Origin of the sequence: Marinovum sp. 2_MG-2023 (assembly GCF_030548265.1) — a bacterium.
Taxonomy (GTDB): domain Bacteria; phylum Pseudomonadota; class Alphaproteobacteria; order Rhodobacterales; family Rhodobacteraceae; genus Marinovum.
In genome coordinates this window covers 297,772-314,954 of record NZ_JAUOSD010000003.1, presented here as the reverse complement: position 1 = coordinate 314,954, position 17,183 = coordinate 297,772, and the positions used below count along the sequence as shown (strand labels likewise).

The 17,183-nt window shown below is 57.2% G+C and carries 13 protein-coding genes and 1 tRNA gene; 6 read left to right on the top strand and 8 right to left on the bottom strand.

Annotated elements, in window-relative coordinates; all coding sequences use genetic code 11:
- The first annotated feature begins 185 nt into the window (after positions 1-185).
- Positions 186-1,370, top strand: coding sequence for an integrase arm-type DNA-binding domain-containing protein (locus Q4577_RS06105; RefSeq protein WP_303469735.1), 1,185 nt, complete (start codon positions 186-188; stop codon positions 1,368-1,370).
- Positions 1,371-1,381: 11 nt separating this feature from the next.
- Here Q4577_RS06105 and Q4577_RS06100 read toward each other — a convergent pair whose 3' ends face one another.
- The 4 genes from Q4577_RS06100 to Q4577_RS06085 all read right to left on the bottom strand — a co-directional run bounded on the left by Q4577_RS06100 (position 1,382) and on the right by Q4577_RS06085 (position 8,558).
- Positions 1,382-4,528: a type I restriction endonuclease subunit R gene (locus Q4577_RS06100; RefSeq protein ID WP_303469736.1), complete on the bottom strand. Its 3,147-nt coding sequence runs from the start codon at positions 4,526-4,528 to the stop codon at positions 1,382-1,384.
- A 79-nt stretch (positions 4,529-4,607) separates the two neighbouring features.
- Entirely contained in the window at positions 4,608-5,672 is a 1,065-nt protein-coding gene (locus Q4577_RS06095) for a pentapeptide repeat-containing protein (RefSeq protein ID WP_303469738.1), read from the bottom strand.
- The gene (locus Q4577_RS06090; RefSeq protein WP_303469740.1) at positions 5,669-7,003 is read right to left on the bottom strand and encodes a restriction endonuclease subunit S; all 1,335 of its coding nucleotides are present in this window, start codon (positions 7,001-7,003) and stop codon (positions 5,669-5,671) included. Before Q4577_RS06090 ends, Q4577_RS06095 begins: the two co-directional genes overlap by 4 nt.
- Positions 6,996-8,558 carry a class I SAM-dependent DNA methyltransferase gene (locus Q4577_RS06085; protein WP_303469742.1) on the bottom strand — a complete coding sequence of 521 codons (1,563 nt, stop codon included), beginning with the start codon at positions 8,556-8,558 and terminating at the stop codon, positions 6,996-6,998. Before Q4577_RS06085 ends, Q4577_RS06090 begins: the two co-directional genes overlap by 8 nt.
- Positions 8,559-8,726: 168 nt before the next feature.
- Here Q4577_RS06085 and Q4577_RS06080 point away from each other — a divergent pair, with 168 nt between their 5' ends.
- From Q4577_RS06080 to Q4577_RS06060, 5 genes are all read left to right on the top strand, one after another.
- Positions 8,727-9,947, top strand: coding sequence for a hypothetical protein (locus tag Q4577_RS06080; RefSeq protein WP_303469744.1), 1,221 nt, complete (start codon positions 8,727-8,729; stop codon positions 9,945-9,947).
- A complete protein-coding gene (locus Q4577_RS06075) occupies positions 9,944-10,762 on the top strand; it encodes a hypothetical protein (RefSeq protein ID WP_303469745.1) in 819 nt (272 codons plus the stop codon). The genes Q4577_RS06080 and Q4577_RS06075 overlap by 4 nt, the downstream gene beginning before the upstream one ends.
- 81 nt (positions 10,763-10,843) lie before the next feature.
- Positions 10,844-11,059 carry a helix-turn-helix domain-containing protein gene (locus Q4577_RS06070; RefSeq protein ID WP_303469746.1) on the top strand — a complete coding sequence of 72 codons (216 nt, stop codon included), beginning with the start codon at positions 10,844-10,846 and terminating at the stop codon, positions 11,057-11,059.
- 7 nt (positions 11,060-11,066) lie between these two features.
- Positions 11,067-11,480: a helix-turn-helix domain-containing protein gene (locus Q4577_RS06065; protein ID WP_303469748.1), complete on the top strand. Its 414-nt coding sequence runs from the start codon at positions 11,067-11,069 to the stop codon at positions 11,478-11,480.
- Between the two features lie 104 nt (positions 11,481-11,584).
- A complete protein-coding gene (locus tag Q4577_RS06060) occupies positions 11,585-12,625 on the top strand; it encodes a tyrosine-type recombinase/integrase (protein WP_303469750.1) in 1,041 nt (346 codons plus the stop codon).
- A 109-nt stretch (positions 12,626-12,734) separates the two neighbouring features.
- Here Q4577_RS06060 and Q4577_RS06055 read toward each other — a convergent pair.
- The 4 genes from Q4577_RS06055 to Q4577_RS06040 all read right to left on the bottom strand — a co-directional run bounded on the left by Q4577_RS06055 (position 12,735) and on the right by Q4577_RS06040 (position 17,179).
- Positions 12,735-12,824 (bottom strand) — tRNA-Ser (locus Q4577_RS06055).
- A gap of 79 nt (positions 12,825-12,903) precedes the next feature.
- On the bottom strand, positions 12,904-13,626 hold the full coding sequence (locus tag Q4577_RS06050; protein ID WP_244686900.1) for an alanyl-tRNA editing protein: 723 nt from the start codon (positions 13,624-13,626) through the stop codon (positions 12,904-12,906).
- Positions 13,623-16,145 carry a DUF3772 domain-containing protein gene (locus Q4577_RS06045; RefSeq protein WP_303469753.1) on the bottom strand — a complete coding sequence of 841 codons (2,523 nt, stop codon included), beginning with the start codon at positions 16,143-16,145 and terminating at the stop codon, positions 13,623-13,625. Before Q4577_RS06045 ends, Q4577_RS06050 begins: the two co-directional genes overlap by 4 nt.
- On the bottom strand, positions 16,145-17,179 hold the full coding sequence (locus Q4577_RS06040) for a cysteine synthase A (RefSeq protein ID WP_303469754.1): 1,035 nt from the start codon (positions 17,177-17,179) through the stop codon (positions 16,145-16,147). Before Q4577_RS06040 ends, Q4577_RS06045 begins: the two co-directional genes overlap by 1 nt.
- Positions 17,180-17,183: the final 4 nt, after the last annotated feature.

Below are 17,183 nucleotides of genomic sequence, written 5' to 3'. Positions count from 1 at the left end.
GTTTCTCAAGGGCAAGTGGCGGACAGTGAGTCCGTAGAATCCCGGTTTCTTCGCGTCCAAAGTCGTTCAGCCGTGATCGGTATAACATATTAATTTCAGTGATTTAAATACACGCAAGGCTGTTGATGTTCGTGCAAGTTCGCGCTAAACCATGATTAGGTGTGGGAACAGATGTGGGAACGATCATGGCTCTTAGCGCACGCAAGGCTGAAACTGCAAAGCCGGGGCGGCACGGTGATGGACGCGGGCTTTTCCTTTATGTCAAACCATCTGGCGCGCGCTCTTGGGTGTTGCGTTATCAGGTGCATGGACGACGGCGCGATCTTGGCCTTGGGCCTTACCCAGATGTGAGCCTCGCCATGGCGAGAGAGCGCGCGTCCGAAGCGCGGCGGCTCATTGCATTGGGCGAAGACCCGATTGCCAAGAAACAGCAGGCCAAACCCAAGACGTTCAGAGACGCAGCGCTTGAGTTAATCGAAAGCAAACGCTCCGGTTGGAAAAACGCCAAGCATGCCGCGCAATGGACCTCGACCCTCGAAGCCTATGTCTTCCCGAAAATTGGGCAAATGCAGGTTGCCAAGGTTAAAACCGCCGACGTGATCGGCGCGCTCTCCCCGATCTGGTCGAAAAAGCCGGAAACCGCCAACCGTGTGCGCCAGCGCATCGAAGCCGTGATCGACTATGCCACGGCGCTTGGCATCCGGGCTGGCGACAACCCAGCCCGATGGCGCGGGCATCTAGACCACCTGTTGCCTAAACCAACCAAGGTACGCGCGGTCAAACACCACCCGGCCCTGCCCCATTCTGAAATCGCTGCGTTCATGTGTGAATTGTCCGAGCGTTCTGGTGTCGCCTCTCGCGCACTTGCTTTCACTATCTTGACGGCGGCACGCTCGGGCGAGACGCGCGGTATGACGTGGGGCGAAGTCGATCCTGAAAACAGCATTTGGACTATCCCCGGTAGCAGGATGAAAGCAGGCAAGGAACACCGCGTACCATTGAGCGGAAACGCCATGGCCTTGCTGGGCACCCGAAAAGACGATGCTGCATTGGTATTCGGAAGCGAAGCCAAACCGGGCAAGCCCATCTCGGACATGAGCATGACGGCTGTGTTGCGCCGCATGGGGCGTGATGGAATCACCGTACACGGTTTCCGCTCCACCTTCCGCGATTGGGCGGGCGAAACAACCGGTTTCCCCCGTGAAGTGATTGAAGCAGCGCTGGCGCACGGGATCAAAGATAGGGCCGAGGCCGCTTACGCACGGTCTGACCTCTTTGAGAAGCGGCAGAAATTGATGGAAGCTTGGGCTATGGTTGTGACAAACGGAAACCGGGGTTCCAAAATCGTCTCATTTTCAAAACTGGCATGAAGGTAATAACTTCAACGCGCGCCGTTCCATTGCAGTAGCGTCTCAGCTTGACTCAAAACTGTATTGATTGCCACGGGAGCTAAGTCCGGTGGATAACCATATTTTTTCAATATTCGTCGAACAAGCACACGAAGTTTTGCACGGGCGCTTTCTTTTCGATGCCAATCTACGGTGACGTTTTGCTGCAATTGTTCGACAAGTACATGCGCCAGTTTTCGCAATTCCTCATTGCCCAAAACCTCGACGGCACTTTGATTCTGAGCAAGCGCATCGTAGAAGGCAAGTTCCTCCTCCCCTAAGCCAAGTTTCTCGCCACGCTCGACCGAGGTTTTCAAATCCTTAGCCATTTCGATCAGTGCTTGAATCATCTCAAGGCTCGTTATCGCGTTCGCGTGATACCTTGCGACTGCGGCTTCAAGGCGCTCCGAAAATGCTTTTGCTTCGACCACGTTGCGCTTTTGTCGGGACATAATTTCGCCCGACAGCAGTTTTCGGAGAGCTTCGAGCGCCAGATTTTTTTGTTCCATTGCCTGGACTTCGGACAAAAACTCTTCCGACAGGACCGAAATCTCCGGTGTCTTCATCCCGGCGGCGGCAAGAACATCGATGATGCTGGCGTCGGCTATGGCTTCTGAAATTAGTTGCCCGACGGCAAACTCTTTGTCTCGTTTGCTCAATCCAGACCTTGGAGCGGATTTTGCCTGTGCCGCCCGGACTGCTTGAAAAAACCCAACCTCCTGTTTGACGCCTTGAGCATAGTCGCTGGCGGCTGCCAACGAAAAAGCCTTGGACAGGTTGGCGACCAGATCGGCAAAGAAGTTTCTTTCTTCTTTTTTCGCCTTCTCTTCGCTTGAGTTGTCCGCTCGTTCTTTCTGAACTTTTAGAGTCCATTCAATCGCTGCTGCAAGTGCCTGCAATCTCTCTTGTGGCGCACCATCAATACCCGGTTGATAGTTGAAACCTGCAAAGAAATCCCGACACTTCTCAACAAGCTCTTGAAGCGCGGCAACCGCTTCTTCTTCGTCAATCCCCGTCTTTTCTCGGTCAGTGGCAGTGTAGTTCTGAAGGGCCTTCTTCAGGTTTTGCCCTATCCCAATGTAATCCACCACCAATCCGCCGGGCTTGTCCTTGAAGACCCTGTTGACCCGTGCAATCGCCTGCATAAGGCCATGGCCGCGCATTGGCTTGTCGATATACATCGTGTGCATACTGGGTGCGTCAAACCCGGTCAGCCACATATCGCGAACGATGACCAGTTTGAGCGGATCAACAGGATCGCGCGCTCTCTTTGCCAATTGATCGCGGCGCGTCTTGGTTCCGATGTGCTGCTGCCAGTCGAGCGGGTCTGAAGCAGAGCCGGTCATCACGACCTTGACCGCCCCCTCCGTGTCGTTCTCCGAATGCCAATCAGGACGCAAGGCAACTATCCTCTTGTAGAGGTCCACGCAGATCGCACGGCTCATGCAAACCACCATGCCCTTACCGGCCAAACCCTCCTGCCTGTGTTCGAAGTGTTCAACGATGTCTTGCGCAACCTTGTCGAGCCTCGGTGGCGCGCCGACCAAACGCTCAACTTTGCTCCAGCTTGCCTTGGCCCGCTCCTGTTCAGACAGGCTTTCATCGTCAAACAACGCGTCCACCGCAGCGTCAATTTCGGGCAGTTTTTCTTGCTCAAGTTCGACGCGGGCCAGGCGGCTTTCATAATAGATTGGAACGGTCGCCTTATCTTCGACCGCACGGCTGATGTCGTAGATATCAACATACTGGCCAAACACAGCAGGAGTGTTCACATCGGCGGCTTCAATTGGCGTCCCTGTGAAACCCGCGAAAGAAGCGTTCGGCAATGCCTGCCTAAGATAGTGCGCATAACCGTAGCGCCGCGCACCTGTAGACCGGTTCAACTTGGCGTCAAAGCCGTATTGGCTGCGGTGCGCCTCATCCGCAATGACGATGATGTTCTTGCGATCTGAAAGCATGGGGAAATCCTCTTCCCCGGCCATTGGCGAAAACTTCTGGAGCGTGGAAAAGATCACGCCACCCGATTTCCTGTTCAGCTTGTCGCGCAGATCGTCGCGGTCCGCGATCTGTTCCGGGGTCTGCCGGATCAGGTCTCGACATAGCGAAAACGTGCCGAATAACTGGTCGTCCAGATCGTTCCGGTCCGTCACCACCAGAATCGTCGGGTTTTGCAGTTCTGGCGCGCGAACCAGAAGCCCGGCAAAAAACGCCATCAGATAGCTTTTGCCTGAGCCTTGAGTGTGCCAGATCACCCCAACCTTGCGGTCGCCATCCTCGCCCACCGCATCTACCGCGCTGGCCAACGCTTTGCGCGCCCCGTGGAACTGGTGATACCCGGCGATGATCTTGAAAACTCCGTCGCCCTTGTCACCGAACACTGTGAAATCACGGATCAGTTGCAGGAGGTTTTCCGGCTGCATCATCCCGCGCAGCAACGTCTCCATCTCCTTCGGACCTTCAGGCGTGAAATCGTCCTGCGCACCCGTCACGGTCCGCCAGGGCATGAACCGGTCCTCTCCGGCGCTCAGAGACCCGATCCGCGCCAACAACCCGTCAGACGTCAGCAGCGCCGCATTGGTGCGAAAGAGTGAGGGGATCTGCGCCTTGTAGGTCTGAAGCTGGTTGAACGCGCTTTCAATCGTCGTGTTCTCGTTTGCGGCGTTCTTCAATTCGATCACCACCAACGGCAAGCCATTCACGAGAGCCACGACATCCGGGCGGCGGTTATGCCCGCCTTCGACCACCGTGAATTGGTTTGTCACCATCAGGTCGTTGTTCGCAGGGTTGGCGAAGTCGATCAGCCGCACCTTGTCGCCTTTGATCGAGCCATCGGGGCGGCGGTATTCCACGTCGATGCCATCGACCAGCAACCGGTGAATGCGCCGATTTTCCTCTATCAGAGAGGGTGTTTCGGTAATCTGCACCTGCTTCAACGCCGCCCGCAACGCATCGTCTGGGATTCCCGGATTGAGCCGCTTTGCCGCTTCTTGCAGCAGCCCTGGCAAGAGCGTCTCGGTGTTCGACACCCGCCGCCTGTCCGGCCCATCGGGGGCAATCGAGATCGGGTCTTCATAGCGCCAGCCCAGGTCTTGCAGGATGCCAAGGGCGACTTGTTCGACGAGGTCTTCGGTAAAGCTCATCGACTTACCTTTGGATCATAGAATAGGGCCTTAACGGCTATCCAGCTTGAGGCAGCACGTCGGAAAATCTGATTTGCACTCATTTAATCGGCTCTTTCGACTGGGCAATGACCTTCTCCTTGATTGCCTCATCGAACAAGCAGTCATCTAATCCCTTTGCGCCACGGAAATCAGCTTGCTCGATGTTGAAGGCATCTCGGAAATCTGCGTTCTTGAAACTGCAACCTTTAAAAGAAGCGTGAGCTAAATTTGTTTCGTTGAACCGACTTGTCACGACCTTCGAGCGAATGGGGCTGCCGTCTTCATCTTCGTCAATGATCTCAAACATATCGTCAGGTGCGGGTTCGTCCCAATGTATCACTGCTCCGTCAAACACACTCATTTGCAGGTCCGCCTCCCAAAAATTGCAGTTTTGGTACACGGCGGCTGGCCCAATGGGGTGTCTGTTGATTGTCGCAACTCGATCAAACTGGACGTCTCGACAGTCCAAGCGTGAAAAGTCCACTTTCTCGAAAACAGATGCTTTCGTCAAAAACTCGTCTGCCCAAAAGCCTCCGGAACGTCCCGAAAGCCTCGACCCAACGATGCTTTTGATGCCGCTACTGTAGAAATTTACGTTTCGAAGCGTGCCGCCGGTGAAGTCGAAGCTAGTTATACCCAGTCTGCTTAGACGGCGAATGGCTCCGAGTATTCTGTGTCCTGCTTCTTCGTTGTCCCACTGGCGAAAGTCTTCGATCAATTCATGCTGCCTCGACACGTCCTCGCGCCGTTGCTTCCAATTCTGGATCAGTCCGAATCCAACCAGGATCACGAGCACATCGAAGATTAGCCCCCAGTACTCGGTCCAGAGGTTTTCTGCGCCGACATCCGCACCAAAGATTTGCACGATAAGATACAAAACGAGCAGGATCAGGAGCGACCACCCGATGAGCGTTTCCTGAAAGCCCCAGTGAAACCATCTCTTGGCGACATGGATGTGACGGTTGGGAAAGCCAGTTGCACCCATTGACGCCAAACGCTCATTATGTGTTAGCTCGAAAGCAGAGGCCATCCCGAACTTGGCAGTCAAGGAATTCACGGCCTTTTTGAAATGCCCTTTTGCGGCGCTCGCAGCTTGCCTTCGTTTTCGCTTGTCGCTGATCAAAGCACCGGCTCCGCGTCTTTTAGTTGGACTTCGCCGGACATGAGATTGGGCAGGAGGAGATCGCGGAGGGCGGCGAGGGTTTGGTTTTCGGACACCGAATGCAAGATTTTGTCATGCATTGGCTGTGCCAAATCGCCAAAAACCTGCACCAGTTCCAATGGAGCCTTAGGGACCGCATATGCTCGCATGAGCTTCCAGCTTGTTCTCGGCATCTTGGTGCCCGTCGAGCTTTGATTGGTGTACGCAACAAATTCATTTGTCGACATCAGCGTTGCAACAAATGGGCGGAACTCTTTCTTTTTTCCATCTGCAACAACAATGTCGGTTGAGCAAATGCCGTCACATGGCGCGATACCGACCTTGTGGAAGTAAGGTCGGAGCTTTCCAAAGAGGACCTGGCCGGTGTGAAAGCGGGCTTTATTCGACGTAACTTTGGCAGCCGTTGCAAATTGCCCAAGTGCGATGGAACGGCGCGGCATATGCTCCAACCCAATGTAGCTCGTTTCTTGCTCAACTTCTTCCGGCTTAACTGTGTTTGAGGATGAAACCGCCCAATCATCCAGTCGCCCCATACCCCAACCCTCTGGCAATCCATCGGCTCCTAAACCCGCTGGAAACAGTGGGACGAGGGTAGCTGCTTTTTCGGGGGGGAAGGCGTGGCCCATGATGGCGGCGGGGTCGGTTGCGCCTTCCATTTGGCGGCGCGTGGGGCCGAAATCAACGAACCAATCCCGAAACAACGCCCGCGCCATCTCTTCCAACGTCTCATTCATCCGCCGGTTCAACTCGATCTTGTCGTCGAGAGCAGAGAGCGCTTCTCCAATGCTCTTCTGTTCATCAATCGGAGGAAGCAATAGTGGAAACGACTTTACGATGCCTTCATTTAAATTCGGCATGGTCGCGCCAATCGCATGAAACTTGAACCACTCGATTGATGTTCGGTCTGCAAATACGTGAGACAGAAACTCAGGCAGAACAATTCCATTGTCTTCTGCTACCCTCAACCGAATGGCACCTGTGCTGCAGATAAAACCCGTCTCGTCCTTCCTGACGAAAGCCGTGTGACCCGTTGCCTGCACACCACGTCGTGCAAACAGGATGTCATTTGCCTTAAGGGCGTGTTTCCTTAGTTCGGCGGCCTTAGAACCAGATATTTGCGGCAACACCGAGCGGTTTATTCTGCGCTCCCTTATGGCCTCAGTTGGGACAACTGGGACGCCGACTTCGACGTAATCATGAGCGTGCAGTTGTGATCCGAAAGGTCCGGTTTGCAACTCCACGATGCCCTCTTTGACAAGATCGCCGACTAGTATAGTTCCGACGTCAGACATTGATGGCGGCACCCAAACTGGTTGCTCGAATAACTTCTGTTAACCTGTCACTTTCAGAGAATTGCTGATCTAGTCGCGACGATAGTTCTGCGTACCTTTTGCCAAACGGCACCGCGTCGCCATTATCCTCAGCCGCCCCGACGTAACGCCCTGGGGTCAGTACGTGGTCGAACTTGCGGATGGTCTCCAGCCCTTCGGATTTGCAGAACCCGGCCTCGTCGGCGTAGGCGTCCCAGCCTTTCGCCTCCAGCGTCTCGGGCTTGGCGCGCCAGCGGCGGTAGGTGCCAGCGATCCTCTCGATATCCTCCTCCGAGAACTCGCGCCGCACCCGGTCCACCATGTGGCCCATGTTGCGGGCGTCGATGAACAGCACCTCTCCGCGCCGATCACGCAACCCGTTGGCGGACTTGTCCCGGCTCAAAATCCATAGGCAGACGGGAATTTGCGTGGAATAGAACAACTGCCCCGGCATGGCGACCATGCAATCGACGCGGTCTTCCTCGATCAGCCGCTTCCTGATCTCGCCCTCGCCGCTGGTTTGCGACGACATGGACCCATTGGCCAGCACCACCCCGGCATGACCGCGCGGGGCGAGATGGTGGATGATGTGCTGTATCCATGCAAAGTTGGCGTTGCCCTTGGGCGGGATGCCGTATTGCCAGCGGTCATCCTCGGTCAGCCGCTCGCCGCCCCAATCCGAGATGTTGAAGGGCGGGTTGGCGAGGATGTAGTCGGCCTTGAGGCTTGGGTGCTTGTCCTGATGAAAGCTGCCCGCGCTGTCCCAGGCGATGTCGGCGTCGATGCCGTGCACCGCAAGGTTCATCTTGGCCAGCCGCCATGTGGTATGGTTGATCTCTTGCCCATAGACGGCAAGGTTCAGCGGGTTGCCGCCGTGTTCCTCGATGAACTTCTCGGACTGAATAAACATGCCGCCCGATCCGCAGCAAGGGTCATAGACGCGGCCTTGATAGGGTTCGAGCATTTCAACCAGCGTGCGGACAACGGAACGGGGCGTGAAGAACTCTCCCCCGCGCTTGCCTTCGGCACTGGCAAAGCCCGAGATGAAGTATTCATAGACCCGACCCAGAAGATCGCGCGCCCGGTCCGTGCTGTCGTGCATCTTGATGTTCGAGAAGAGGTCCACCAGTTCGCCCAGCATGGTCTTGTCGAGCGTGGGGCGGGCGTAGTTCTTGGGCAGAACACCCTTGAGGGTTTCGTTGGTGGGTTCTGCCTCGATGGCCTCCATCGCGTCGTCGATGATCTTGCCGATGTTTTCCGAGCGGGCATTGTCCTGGATGTGCGACCAGCGGGCGGTTTCCGGAACCCAGAAGACGTTTTCGGCGAGGTATTCCTCGGGGTCTTCGGGATCTGCAAGGTCTTCTTGCGCAAGCTGATCGTGCATGGCCTGGAAGGCTTCGGAGATGTATTTGAGGAAGATCAGACCAAGCGCAACGTGTTTGTATTCCGAGGGTTCAAGCCCGCCCCGCATTTTGTCTGCGGCTTTGAAGAGATCGGCTGCAAAGTCGAGATCGGCTTTTCGAGAATCTGGTGCCACTAAATCTGTACTTTCTAAAAATCGGTATTGGCCTATTCAGTAACAGACCATTTCTCGGCTTTACAATGGGCAAAGCCGCGTCGCGGTATTGAATTTGAACACAAACAACTTGCGCGGAACAGACGCGGACCCCATATTTGGCCGAAATGAAACCATAAGGCGCAAGATATGGCATCGTTCAGCGGATTCATTCGGAAATCCCCCTCGGAAAGTCTTCGAGGTTTCCTGGAAAAAAGAGGCGTCGATTTGCCCGAGGATTTCGATTGGACAAGCGAGGGACGTGGTACTGCTTTGGTTCGGTCGATTGAAGATTTGCTGGAGGATTTGCCCGACCGGCAACAGGACACCGTGAAAGCGGAATTGGAGCTGCTGGCCAGCCTTTCAGATGACACCGGTATGACTGGCGCAACTCAGGTTTGCGCGGGGCAAGGCATTGATCTGGAGGGATTGGAAGGCGTACAAGACGTGCTCTTGATGCTGGCCACCCAGCATCCCCGCATGATCGACCGTGTGAACGTTCAAACCTCGCTTATGCGGCGGCACGGCGGTAAGCAATGGGCGCGGTTTCAATTCCCTGATGATGGAAATCCGTGGGTGCTTGACCAGCAAAACGCCCGCGAAGGGTTTCTCAAAGACACCGTGAACATTCTGGAATTGCCAGACCATCGAAAGCGAGAGGCCGATTGGTATCAGTCGATCCGCATTCATCCACTGACAGGTGACGAAACCAAACTGACCCAGGCCACGATTTACATCGAAGAACACGCCCACAGTGAATTGGCTTTTGGTGAGGAGAGCCTTGAGCGACAAACCGTTCAAAAAGTGTTGGAAGTTGGCGTTGTCTGTGATCCGAGCGAACGCATCGTCGAGATTTGCGCCAAGGGCGGCAAAAAGTTGCGCGACAAATATCTCCAGTCATTTTCCGCGAATTTTGCACCGCAGTCCACGGCACCCGTCGAAATCCCGCGTCGTGACGTTCAACTAGAGACACTTCGACAATCGCCAGTTTTCGAGATGGAACCGGCAGATGGGATCGAAAGGGTGGAGGTTTCATCTCTGTCTTTCCGGTCTTCTGATGGAGGATTTGTCCGGGTTGAAAAGAGGGCAGAAGACGAAACATTGTATCAGTTCCTCGAACGGCGGTTTGGCGCGGCTTCGCCCTTGCGTGCTGGTGGTTGGCAAATTTTGGCGGCAACTCTGCGCATCATCCTGGCAGCAAATGGAGGCAAATCATCGCGTACATTGACCGTCACGTTAAACTCGCCCAATACCACCACCCTGCCGAACAAGACTGAGACTGATCGGCAATTTGTATATGATTTGTTGGAACGCTGGCACTTGCTGGCCCCACCGCCGACCAGTGCCGATCTGTTTGAGGTAATCGAGTGAATGCGCTCTTGCTTCTGTGCGAGTTGATTGCGCAAGGCTGCAAGGGATCTGCCTCGTTTTACGGCGACAACCACGCCTTTGCTGCGCTGCTGCGCAACGGGTATCTTTGCGAATCCGGAGTTGTGGGATCGGTGGTGTGTAATGACTGCGAAGAGGCGCACGCTGCGCCGGTTGTGTGCGAGGCCGGGTGCTATGGGTATTTCTGCCCGGACCGAGGCTTCGTCCCGGTCAGGCGCGAAGATGTCCAAGCCGTCAGTCCTGATGTTCCTAAACTGATTCAAGCTTTGGCGGACAGCTTTGAATGTAAGCGCCGAAAGGCGACCGCTTTACACGGAACTACTTGGAGAATCGGAGCCATTGAGACCGATCAAGGCGACGTGATGCTGTTTTTCCACCCCTGCCTCCGCGACGAAAGCGATCTGCTCGCACTTGGCGACGCCTTGTCCCGCGAAATGAGATCGACTTGGCGATTGGTTGTGACGGCGGAAGGTTCGGCAACGGTTGATGGCACCGTCGCCGTAAGCCTAGGCGAGTTGGTCGATTTGGACTCAAAGGATGGTCGATTGCTGCCGTTGTCTGACCCGCGCACACTCGTGGGTGTGCCTCCGAGAAATCTGGGTGGCGCGCCAAATCGCTTCGGACATCTGCTGATCGCGATAATCGAAGAACGAGTGCGAAGCGGGCAAGCAATGCTGGGGCGAAATGAAGAGGCGAAAGTGGTTCTTGTTCATTTTGAGAGGAAACACCCCGACCTCAAACCGCCGTCGCTTTCGAGCGTCAAAGACTACGTCACCAAGATACGCACTGGACAGTAACTGGTCAGCAACCTCCCGTCTGTTCCTGTCCAACCGTCGTCCGGCACGGTTCGCTCATGCTCTAACACAGGAGAATGAGCCATGACGAACACCCCGGAACTGATTACCCAAGCCGCTCAAATCATCGCCGTTTCACCCAACGAAGCCGCGCGCCTTTGCAGCATCGGGCGGACCACGCTCTATGCCGCTTTATCGTCTGGCGAGTTGACCAGCGTCAAGATCGGCACGCGCCGCCTGATTACGCTGGAAGCGTTGCGCGACTGGTTGAAGCGTAACGAGACCCCGGCAGGCGAGTGAGGCGCAGATGCCCAAGCAAGCGCGTCTGAGCGGGATAAAGGCGTACCGCAGCTACACAATCGAAGAGGCGGCGGAGGTATCCGGCGTCTCTCCCCGGACAATCCGCAATTGGGCATCGGACGGACTGCGCGTCATGGATGGCGCGCGGCCCATCCTGATCAGAGGCGACGATCTGCGAGACCACATCAAGGCGAAGCGTGAAAGCAGGTCGGTCAAGACGCAGATCAACACTATCTACTGCGTTTGCTGCCGGAAAGAACGCCGGGCGGCTGGGGGAATGGCAGATTGCGAAATCAGGGACGGGCGCGCCAGGCTGATCGCCTTCTGCGAGGCTTGCGAAACAGTCCTTTCCAAGCCGGTTGCCGAGGCCAGCATCCCTGAAATCGCCCGGACCCTCGACCTCAAAATTACGCGGCTATAGCGAACATTAAGGTGGTGGACAGTGGCCCCCGTGTTTTTCCACTTCCCGACCTGTCCGGTCGGCACTCGAATTGCCCCCTGCTGAACGCCTGAAAGGAGGCCAACATGACCAAGCGACCGAATGAGAAAAACGAACGGCTCAAGCGCCGGTTCGTTGATTACCGCAAATACGCGCGTCAGCTTTCCGACAAGACACTCGACCGCGAGCTTGCCGCCCTGGAACGCTTCGATGTGTGGAACGCACGCAAGGACTTTGCCAAGTTCCACATCGAATGGGCCATGGGGTTCCGGTCTCACCTAGAGCAGGCCAAAAGTGCGAGCGGCAAACCCTTGGGCAAGTCCACCACCCGCGCCATACTGGCGACCCTGCGCGAATTCACGCTTTGGCTTTCTCAGCAAGATGGCTTTCGCAGCCGGATTAGGGCAGCGGACGCGGACTACTTCAACCTGTCGCGCCGCGATGAGGCCGAAGCGCGCGCCGCACCGACCCGCCCTGCGCCCAGTGTCAAACAGGCCAAACGGGCGCTGGAGTTGATGCCCGCAACCACACCGCGCGAGATGCGGGACAAGGCGATTTTCGCGCTGCTTTGTCTGACTGGCATTCGTGTGGGCGCATTGATCACCTTGCGGATCAAGCACGTGAATCTCGATGAGAAATCCGTCACACAGAACCCGCGAGAGGTGGCAACCAAGTTTGGCAAGCGTATCGACACCTTCTTTGCACAAGGCTTCCCCGAGGCCGAAACTGCCTTGGCTGCCTGGATGGCGTATCTCGACGAAGACGCATTCTATGGCCCGGACGACCCCTTGTTCCCGGCGACCGCTATCGTGCCGCAATCCAACACCGGTTTCTTAGCCGACGGATTCGAGCGTCGCTCCTGGAAAAGCACCGAACCCGTTCGAAAGATCGTCAACGAGGCCTTCGCCGCTGCAAATCTGGATGCCTTCGGCCCGCACGCCTTTCGCCACATGTTGGCGCGCCACGTTGCCAAGAATTGCACGTCGGTCGCAGAATTGGTCGCCGCTTCGCAAAACCTCGGTCATACCGACGTCTTGACGACACTGCGCAGCTACGGCCAGATCAGCCGCGAACGACAGCGCGCCCTGATTACAGGCGAGTCAGGTGATGATTTGTTCGAAGATTGAGTTGAATCGCAGACCCATCAAACGAGCGCCAAGTGTGGGAACGAATGTGGGAACGAAGAGGGTAACATCGTGCATCTCGAATAAAAATCAAAGACTTACCGGTGCTGCGTGGCGGACAGTGAGGGATTCGAACCCTCGAGACGGTCTCCCGCCTACACACTTTCCAGGCGTGCGCCTTCGACCACTCGGCCAACTGTCCGTGGACGGGTGTTTAGCCCCGACTGACACCGACATTCAAGTGCTAATACGGTCACTTACCCGGAATGTTCAAAGTTTTCTCATGCATCGAACAGAATATTCATCCGGCGGTTCTGGCGGCCCTTTTTTTCGATCTTGCCAAGCCGGATCGCGCCGATTTCGCCGGTGCGGGCGACATGTGTGCCGCCGCAGGGTTGCAGGTCGACCTGATCCCCGCCCTTGCCGATCCGCACCAGCCGCACGCGGCCCTGCCCGCGCGGTGGTTTGACCGACATGGTCTTGACCAACTCCGGGGTTGCGGCCAGCACTTCGTCGGTCACCCAGGTTTCAGAGACCGGCAGGTCACGTTCGATCAACAGGTGCAGCGACTCCTCGATCACGTCGCGGTCGGCTGGCGCGTCGGGCATGTTGAAATCCAACCGCCCCTTTTCCGATGTGATCGCGCCACCGGTCACCGGCAGCGGCACCACGACCGACAACAGATGCAGCGCCGTATGCACCCGCATATGCCGGTGGCGGCGTTCCCAATCCAGGTATTGCACCAGATGTGTGCCAACTTCGGGCAAGGGCTGAGGTTCAGACGGGACAAGCACCACCTCCCTGCCCGGCCCCAGCACCGTGGTGGCAATTGGCATTTCAATACCGTCCCAGACCAGAAATCCACTGTCGCCCGGTTGGCCGCCGCCGGTGGGATAAAACACCGAGGCATCCAGGATTATGCCACCTTCTGGCGTGTGGGCGATCACGCGGGCCGGTGCATCGCGCAAATAGGGGTCTTCGCGGAACAGCAAGCGGGTCGTCATCGCGTCACATCTCCATCTCCGTCACTGATCCCGTCCCCATAAGACGGCAAGTTGTCGCCCGTGTCCGGCGCCGCTTTTGGCGCAACGGGCTGTTGTACCGTCTGGGGGCTGTTCGGGGTGGTCTGGGGATTGGCGTCTGCCGCAGGTGGCGGCGTGTGCAGCACTTCGGGGTTACGCAACCAGACATCGCGTTGCGCAAAGGGAATCTCGATCCCTTCTTCGGCAAAGGCCTCGACGATCTGGTGGCGCATTTCGGTCCGCACCCCCATGCCCTGGGTGATGTCGCGCAATACCGCGCGGATCTGAAAATCCAGCGAATCCGCACCAAAGCCGATAAAATCGACCCCGGGTTCCGGGTTCATCAGCACCTGATCATGATGGCGCGCAATGTTCAGCAGGATCTTTTGGACTTTGCGGGTATCCGTGCCATAGGCCACACCAATCGGAATGATGATCCGGCCAAGCGCGCTGCCGCGGGTATAATTCGACACCTGCCCCGACACGAAATCGGCGTTGGGAATGATCACATCATAGCGGTCAAAAGTCTCTAACCGGGTGGAGCGCACGGAAATCCGCCGCACGGTGCCGTGAATGCCGCCCACCTCGATCCAGTCGCCCTCGGCAATCGGGCGTTCAATCAACAGGATGATGCCAGAGACGAAGTTGGACACGATATTCTGAAGGCCGAAACCGATCCCGACCGACAGGGCCCCGGCAACAATCGCCAGCGACGACAGATCCAGTCCGGCAGAGGTGATCGCCACCAGCGCCGCCACAAAGATCCCGACATAGCCAACACCGGACACAATGGCGTTCTGGCCGCCGGTGTCGATGCCGGTTTTCGGCAGGATAGAATTTTTAAGCGCGCCCTGCATCAGGCGGGTTGCCATATAGCCAATGACAAACACCACCAGAAGCACCAGGAAATCGGTGGGGGAAATGCGGCTGTCTCCGACGGCAAACCCCTCGCCGATACGGGTGGCCAGCTCTGTCAGATCGGCCACCCGCGCGCCCCAGATCAACGCCAGGAACGGCAGCGCCATGATGCCCAGAATAAAACCGATCAATACCGTGATCAGGCTGTCGGCCTCTTCTTCGGACTGGCCCATCAAGAACCGGTACAGATCATTGGTGAACCGTTGCAGGATCACGATCAGCCCCAGAAGCGCCAGCGTGGTCACCGCCGGAAAGAGCAATGTTTCCGCGGCGGTGCGATATCCCGTGGCCGCCAGAACCGGCGCAACAATCGACACCAGAATGGCAATGCGGCCCAGGAAACCGACCACACGGGCGCGCACCGCACGCTCGGCATTTTCGCTGTCAAAGCGGATATGATGGATCATCAACTGTCCCAAACGGAACAGGATCAGCGCAGTCAGAACAATGACCGGAAAATCAACAACCGCAAGCGTCGCAACCGAAAACCCTTCGACACCGGAAAATTGTGTGATTGCGTCGCGCGCCACCAGCAATATCGCCAGCAGGCTGGCGTAGGTGCGCGCTTCGGTGCGTTGCTGGCGCGCCATTGGCAACATTCGATCGCCGTCGTGCTGGGAAAACAGCCGCTCTGTCATCCAGCGCAGCCCAAGGATCACAATCCCCCAGACCGGCAGTTTTTCCAACAGCAACGTCAGCCGCACGCCGGGAATGCCGGTGGCAAAAATCGCCTCTGTCAGCGCATAAAGCCCGATCAACGGCAGGATGATTTGACCGGCCGACACCAGAAACGCAAAGACCGCGCCGCCCCGTTTGGATTTCCGCCGCATCCAGGAGCCGACATTGCGGGCCCAGCCGCGCCCGCGCATCAAAAGAATCAGCGCCACAAGCAGCAGCATCAACACCAAGGGCAGATTGCTGCGGATTTCGGCCTGACGCACATCCGAGCCCCAGGATTTCCGCACTTCGTTGGCGGCCCCGCGCCAGGCATCCACCAATTCGCCATAGGCGATTTGCCAGTTTTCCGGCAGAACAGGCAGCGGGCCCACCTCGAACAATTTGTCTGCCTGACGCGCCCGTATCAGACTGTCGATTTCGCCAATAATGCCGTTGGCCCGGTTATAGGCCTCTTCCGCATTCAGAATCGGCGCCCGCAATTGGGCCAATTGTTCATTCAGCGCTGCCCTGCGGCGTGCCACATCCTCAGGTTCGCTTTCGCCCTCTGCCGGTGCCGCCCCCAAGGCGGCGACCTGGGATTCGAGGGTGCGAATGCGCGATTGGTTCACATCCTGCGCGGCCAGAAACCTTGCCCGCCAGGATACGATTTCGGCACGCAGGGATTCAAACGCGCTGTCCGAGGCACGGCCGTTTTCCAGGGCGGCCTCGGCACGGCTGGCCAGGATGTTCCAGGCGTCATAATCCGGCAGGCCTTGACCATCCGGCAACGAGGTTCCGGCCTGCGACATCACATCCGGCACTTCGACCGAAAGCTCCTGTGCCGCAACCGGATGGCTGCCAAACGACATGAAAATGACTGTGACCAGCGCCAACAGGACCGCAGGCCTAAACCGGATAAAAGACATCAGACGTCCTCGAATACACCAGGGATCGAGGCCGGCGACCGGGTCAGCCAATCCGGCGTTGGCAGGCCTTTGGACTTCAGGAAGTCCGGGTTGAACAATTTGGACTGATAGCGCGTGCCATAGTCACACAGAATGGTCACGATGGTGTGGCCCGGTCCCAGCTCGCGTGCCAAACGGATCGCGCCGGCGACGTTGACGCCGGTTGATCCGCCCATGCAAAGCCCCTCGTCCTTGAGCAGGTCAAACACGATGGGCAGCGCTTCGGCATCGGGAATATTATAGCTGAAATCCGGGGTGAACCCGTCAAGATTGGCGGTGATCCGTCCCTGGCCGATCCCCTCAGTGATCGAGCCACCTTCGGATTTATGCTCTCCGGTGGTGTAGAACCGGTGTAGCGTCGCACCATCGGGATCAGCAAGGGCGATTTTCACCCCCTTGGGTTGCAAGGCCATGCCAACACCGGCCAGCGTGCCGCCGGAACCAACCGCCGCCACAAAACCATCCACCTTGCCCCCGGTCTGTTCCCAGATTTCGGGGCCGGTGGTTTCAATATGGGCTTGCCGGTTGGCAGTATTGTCGAACTGATTGGCCCAGATCACGCCTTCGTTGCTGCGACGTGCCATTTCTTCGGCCAGACGCCCGGAATAGCGCACATAGTTGTTGGGGTTGCGATACGGGGCCGCCGGCACCTGCACCAGTTCCGCCCCGGCCAGACGGATCATGTCCTTCTTTTCCTGGCTCTGGGTTTCGGGGATCACGATCACGGTCTTGAATCCCATCGACGCGCCAACCAGCGCCAGCCCGATGCCGGTATTGCCGGCCGTACCTTCGACAATTGTGCCGCCAGGTTTCAACAGCCCCTTTTGTACCGCGTCCCGGATGATGAACAGGGCGGCGCGGTCCTTGACCGATTGGCCGGGGTTCATGAATTCGGCCTTGCCCAGAATGGTGCAGCCCGTCATCTCGCTGGCTTTGTTCAGCTTGATCAGCGGGGTGTTGCCAACGGCGTCGGCCAGATCGGATGCGGTGCGCATGGGG

Coding starts and splice junctions, on each gene's coding strand:
- Q4577_RS06105 (WP_303469735.1), top strand. CDS start 186: ATGGCTCTTAGCGCACGCAAGGCTGAAACTGCAAAGCCGGGGCGGCAC.
- Q4577_RS06100 (WP_303469736.1), bottom strand. CDS start 4,528: ATGAGCTTTACCGAAGACCTCGTCGAACAAGTCGCCCTTGGCATCCTG.
- Q4577_RS06090 (WP_303469740.1), bottom strand. CDS start 7,003: ATGTCTGACGTCGGAACTATACTAGTCGGCGATCTTGTCAAAGAGGGC.
- Q4577_RS06080 (WP_303469744.1), top strand. CDS start 8,727: ATGGCATCGTTCAGCGGATTCATTCGGAAATCCCCCTCGGAAAGTCTT.
- Q4577_RS06070 (WP_303469746.1), top strand. CDS start 10,844: ATGACGAACACCCCGGAACTGATTACCCAAGCCGCTCAAATCATCGCC.
- Q4577_RS06065 (WP_303469748.1), top strand. CDS start 11,067: ATGCCCAAGCAAGCGCGTCTGAGCGGGATAAAGGCGTACCGCAGCTAC.
- Q4577_RS06060 (WP_303469750.1), top strand. CDS start 11,585: ATGACCAAGCGACCGAATGAGAAAAACGAACGGCTCAAGCGCCGGTTC.
- Q4577_RS06050 (WP_244686900.1), bottom strand. CDS start 13,626: ATGACGACCCGCTTGCTGTTCCGCGAAGACCCCTATTTGCGCGATGCA.
- Q4577_RS06045 (WP_303469753.1), bottom strand. CDS start 16,145: ATGTCTTTTATCCGGTTTAGGCCTGCGGTCCTGTTGGCGCTGGTCACA.
- Q4577_RS06040 (WP_303469754.1), bottom strand. CDS start 17,179: ATGCGCACCGCATCCGATCTGGCCGACGCCGTTGGCAACACCCCGCTG.